The sequence below is a fragment of the Parablautia muri genome (genome assembly GCF_009917485.1).
Classification (GTDB): domain Bacteria; phylum Bacillota; class Clostridia; order Lachnospirales; family Lachnospiraceae; genus Suilimivivens; species Suilimivivens muri.
In genome coordinates this window covers 1-4073 of record NZ_QZDT01000113.1, presented here as the reverse complement: position 1 = coordinate 4073, position 4073 = coordinate 1, and the positions used below count along the sequence as shown (strand labels likewise).

The window sequence follows — 4073 nt, the reverse complement described above, 5'->3', positions numbered from 1 at the left end:
CTTCCCCCTTTTCGCGGGGCAATACTGCCTTTTGAAAAAAACGCCGAAGATTTTCGGATTTTTTTCAAAAAATTTTTTGAGCAGCAAAATACGCCTGTCCGAAAAGCCCGGACAGGCGTAAGGGTATTGTAAGCGGTATTCAGATGATTAGACAGTTCATATTGATAGACGTAGTTTTCCCCGGCGGTGGTCGGGCTTTTTTTGATGTGTCAATGACCGTCGGATTTTGTCGATATGGTATGTGCTTCATGGCGGCTACCTCCTTTAGCCGCCGCTTTCAACAGTGATACCGCGTCATTTCTTGAGAAGATAAAAAGAAACGGCGGCTTTGATATTTCAAAACCGCCGATAGATTAGATATTGCGTAAAAAGGCATACAAAAATATCTGCTCCTCTAACGGTTTTTTTCTTTCCCCGTTAGGGGAGCAGATAATAGTATTTAAGGATTGTGTACGGTTCAAAGAAACTTTCCCCTAAAGATACCTACTTCTTTAGTTGATAGAAGTCATAAAATGCAGCGTGTTTAGTAATAAGTTCTTCAAATGTGCCATGTTCAATTATTTTGCCGTCTGCCATAAATACAATTTCGTCATAGAGTGTAAGAATATCGCTGCTCATATTATGAGTGATAGTAAGTAGCGTTAAATCAGATATTGCCAATAGCCTGCTTTCAATATCATACGCAGTTTGCATATCAATAGCAGACGTACCCTCGTCTAAAATCAACAGTGGCTTCTTACGAATTAAGGCTCTTGCTACGGCAATTCTTTGTTTCTGTCCGCCGGAAAGGTTATCTCCATTTTCTCCAACGTGATATTTAAGTCCGTTTGGTACTTGCTCAATAAACTGTGATAAACCACTATCAGACAATACGGATTGCAATTCTTCTTTACTGAAATCTTCGTGTAGGCAAATATTGTCAAAAATGCTCTCATCAAACATATAAACATTCTGATGAATGACCGACGATAGCGCAGTTATTTTATCAATGTCCAAAACGGAAAGACTATCTGCATCATATAGTACATCACCTTTGAAATTAGAGTAATATCCGGCAATCAGCTTAATAAATGTAGACTTTCCACACCCACTCTTGCCGACAAAAGCATATTTTTTTCCTTTATCAATGGATAGTGAAATACCGTTTAAGACTTCGTTTTCCTTATCATAGGAAAAATGCAAATCATCTACATAAATCATTTTTTTGAAAGAGGGTGATTTTTTTGTATTTGTGTTCTGTTCCTTGTAATCTGAAAGGTTATTTAGCTTCTGTGTAATTGGTTTTATACTCTTGATTTTGGGAATATTGCTAAATATAATCAATAATGGATTTGCAAGGTTACTGCTTACCTGTACCATGCCTAACAAGGCTCCTGCACTGATACGACCAATGATAATGAAGTATGCAGAAAGAAAAACAACAACCACTTGAACAAGAAGCGCAAGCACCATAGAAACCGCTTCATTTGCCGCAATCGCCTTGTCAACAGAATATTTTGCTTTTATAGTGTCCTCGTTACTTATTTCAAATCGTGAGAGAACATATTTTTTCATTCGATAAGACTTGATAACCTCAAAACCGGATAACAGGTCTTTTACATGGTTTGTAAAATCGGATAGCATATCAGAATATTTATCCTGTCGTTTGGAGAGTAGTCCTCCGAATAGACTGGGTACAACAAGCATGATAGCGATTGCGATAATCACGCAGACTGTAACGATAATGTCAAAGTAAATCATTACAGCAAGGGAAGCTATAAAAATAATCGTATACTGGATAACTTGCAACAGGGGCAGTAAATAGTTATCTTCAATCATTTTTACATCATTCGTAATTGCGGATAAATAATCAGCAGTATTATTTTTAGAGTAGTCCTCAATCGTGTGCCGTTCAATTCCTATAAAGGTTTTAGAACGGACAGCTTTCATAATTTTACAGACAAATTTTTTGCTAAACAAAGATTGCAGGTACATGAATACTCCCATAAGTGTAAAGTAAGCTAAAGAAAAGAGTAGTATTCTGATAAAGCCGTCCATATCGCCCATATCTACAATATCCATAACTTGTTGCAATAAGATAGCAATAAATACATAAGATAGAGAACTGATTGCAGTAAATAATGCGGTAAGGAAAAGCAAGAATTTGTATTGTTTTAAGTATCGTATCATATAGCGGTGTCCTCCTATTTTCTGTTAAAAAGTAAATCGCAGACAAGTCCTACTGCCCCTAAACCAAACAGGCAGGTGGCGGCTGATTTATAGCCTTTTTCGGATAAATGTGCAGCCCCTATCATCAGTCCGATTTCTGCCGTAGCAGATATAGACTTGGATACAATGCGGAATGACCGCTTTTTCCATGCTTCATTTGCGATAACTTCAATTTTGTTTGCAGCATTTTCGATTTTTTGGTCTAAGTTTGACATAGTATTCTCCTTTCATACATTAAGACGGTATGTATATGCTTAAAAATAATACCTTACGAATGAATGTATAGTTTGAAAATAAAACTGCCTTTTGCAAGGCAATTTTATCTACTTGGCTACGTTTAAGTGTTCAAAGTAATTCTGTGCCATACCGAAAATTTCATCATCAATAATCGGCAAGTTCATACTATCTAACAAATATTTGATAAATGCAAACTTTGAAAGCAGTTCTTCCGGGGTTGCAGGATAGACAGAGGGAATTAACCAAAAATTTGTAAGTAATGGCAAAAGTTCAGATAGTTCTTTTGCATACTCGGTTTGGATAGAGCCGTCCTCTATTCCCTCTTGAATAAGCTGCAACCAAAGAGGGGCAATCAATTTCCTGTTTGTATCAGCCAGTTCAGCCAACAAGCGGGGATTTTTCAAAAGAGGAATACTCTGTTTTCCAAGTTCAGTCCTATCATTATCTGCGTGGTTTAACTTAATGACTTCACGCATTTTTTCTAAACCATTTAGGTTTTTCTGATTTTGTACGGTAACAAATGGATTGTTGTCAAAAAAGAGTTTCCCCCCTAATGCGTCAATAATTTCCTCTTTTGACTTGAAATGATGATAAATTGCTCCTTTCGTCAGTCCGCCAAGTTCATTTACAATATCTTGAATCGTTGTATTGTCGTACCCCTTTTCCATGAATAACCGCTGTGACACTTCTAATATCTTCTCAACGGTTATTTCTGGATATTTATTACGCGCCATGTATCTACCACCTTCCATTTCATTCGTTTGGTATGTATTATATTCTTTTTGCGTCTGCTTGTCAAGATACATTCAGCCGGTATTTAATTGCAAGGCAGAAAAATATGATTTATTTTGGCTAACTAATAGAACTGCGTAGACATATTCAAAAGCAAAGGAGAACAGTAAAATGTAACAGGGTGAATAACTATGGCAAAAAGACCAGTACCGAAATACGATTTCAAGGCTTTTGGGGCAGCGATAAAGGCGGCGCGGACAGGGCGCAAGGAGAGCCGCAAGAAAGTGAGCGACGAAATGTTTATCTCGCCGCGCTACCTTGCGAACATTGAGAACAAGGGGCAGCACCCAAGTTTACAGATTTTCTTTGAGCTTATGCTCCGCTACAATATATCCGTAGACCAGTTTCTTTTGGAAACGCCGCCAGAGAAGAACACGCAGCGGCGGCAGCTTGACGCGCTTCTTGACGGTATGAGCGATACAGGCATACGGATTGTGAGCGCAACGGCAAAGGAGATAGCGGAAGTCGAAACAGAGGGCAGATAAGAAGTGTCCGTCAGAATTGAATAAGGTTTAGAGAGCGTTGTAATCTTTTTTTGAGGATTGCAGCGTTTTTCTTTTGCGGAAGTTTGGCAAAACCGGGCATAGCTCCGTAGTAAGGCATAAGGGATAAAAACATTCGTAGCAAGCATAGGAAGCGGGTACCCACTTCCGTATTTTCGCCCTCCCGCGCTGCGGCTCGTCGGTTGAAAATGGCTTGTTGGGAAGTGTCCCAAACCCTCGGAACGGAAAGGAAAGGAGCGAACACATGGACGGACGCAAAAGGACGGTGCAAATCAAATTCAGAGTGACGGAAGCGGAACGGGATTTAATACTGGAAAAAATGAAGCTCGTACC

At 39.0% G+C, this 4073-nt stretch carries 5 protein-coding genes; 2 read left to right on the top strand and 3 right to left on the bottom strand.

What is annotated here, in order from left to right:
- Positions 1 to 483: 483 nt before the first annotated feature.
- The 3 genes from D5281_RS24175 to D5281_RS24165 all read right to left on the bottom strand — a co-directional run bounded on the left by D5281_RS24175 (position 484) and on the right by D5281_RS24165 (position 3179).
- Complete coding sequence (locus D5281_RS24175; protein WP_135990379.1) at positions 484 to 2169, bottom strand: ABC transporter ATP-binding protein; 1686 nt, start codon at positions 2167 to 2169, stop codon at positions 484 to 486.
- A gap of 14 nt (positions 2170 to 2183) precedes the next feature.
- Complete coding sequence (locus D5281_RS24170; protein ID WP_160562426.1) at positions 2184 to 2423, bottom strand: hypothetical protein; 240 nt, start codon at positions 2421 to 2423, stop codon at positions 2184 to 2186.
- 108 nt (positions 2424 to 2531) lie between these two features.
- Complete coding sequence (locus D5281_RS24165) at positions 2532 to 3179, bottom strand: TetR/AcrR family transcriptional regulator (RefSeq protein WP_135990377.1); 648 nt, start codon at positions 3177 to 3179, stop codon at positions 2532 to 2534.
- A 189-nt stretch (positions 3180 to 3368) separates the two neighbouring features.
- On the opposite strand from D5281_RS24165, the gene D5281_RS24160 reads away from it, so the two are divergent.
- Together D5281_RS24160 and D5281_RS24155 are read left to right on the top strand one after the other, a co-directional pair.
- Complete coding sequence (locus D5281_RS24160) at positions 3369 to 3722, top strand: helix-turn-helix transcriptional regulator (RefSeq protein ID WP_004607969.1); 354 nt, start codon at positions 3369 to 3371, stop codon at positions 3720 to 3722.
- A gap of 262 nt (positions 3723 to 3984) precedes the next feature.
- Positions 3985 to 4073: plasmid mobilization protein (locus D5281_RS24155; RefSeq protein WP_408637314.1), on the top strand; the 89-nt coding region annotated here is incomplete at its 3' end.